1 pseudogene and 1 other annotated feature are annotated in these 536 nt (G+C 41.8%); the pseudogene reads left to right on the forward strand.

Annotated features, from left to right (window positions below):
• Nucleotides 1–536: pseudogene (locus tag G5T77_RS08375) on the forward strand (IS3 family transposase); the annotation flags it as partial.
• Nucleotides 57–173 (forward strand) — a sequence feature (AL1L pseudoknot). It overlaps the preceding pseudogene by 117 nt.

Here is a 536-nt window from a genome sequence, read left to right on the forward strand (position 1 = left end):
ATGGAACGTGAAATTAAAGAAGTAAAGCGTGCCAATGAAATTCTACGTAAAGCAGCCGCTTTTTTCGCCCAGGCGGAGCTCGACCGCCCACACAAATAATGGTGGATTTCATCCATAACAATAAAGACTTATATGGTGTTGATGCGATTTGTAGGATTTTACCGATCGCAGCTTCAACCTATTACCGAACTTTAGATCTCGCTGACAATCCAGAACATCGAGCGAAACGAGATCTACATGATGAGCATCATGCTGAACAAATTCAACGAATTTGGAAGGAAAGTTCAGGTCGATATGGTGTGCGTAAGGTCTGGCAACAATTGAAACGTGAAGGTTATGTTATTGCACGTTGTACAGTTGCTCGATTGATGCAGAAGCTAGGTATACAAGGTGTTTGGCGTGGTAAGAATAAACAAACCACCCGTAGCCGAGATGATCAAAAAAGAGCAGATGATTTAGTGAAACGTAATTTTAGAGCTGATCAGCCTAATCACTTGTGGGTTGCTGACTTTACCTATATTCAAACTCATTCAGGC

Source organism: Acinetobacter sp. GFQ9D191M (assembly GCF_011174875.1).
Lineage (GTDB): Bacteria > Pseudomonadota > Gammaproteobacteria > Pseudomonadales > Moraxellaceae > Acinetobacter.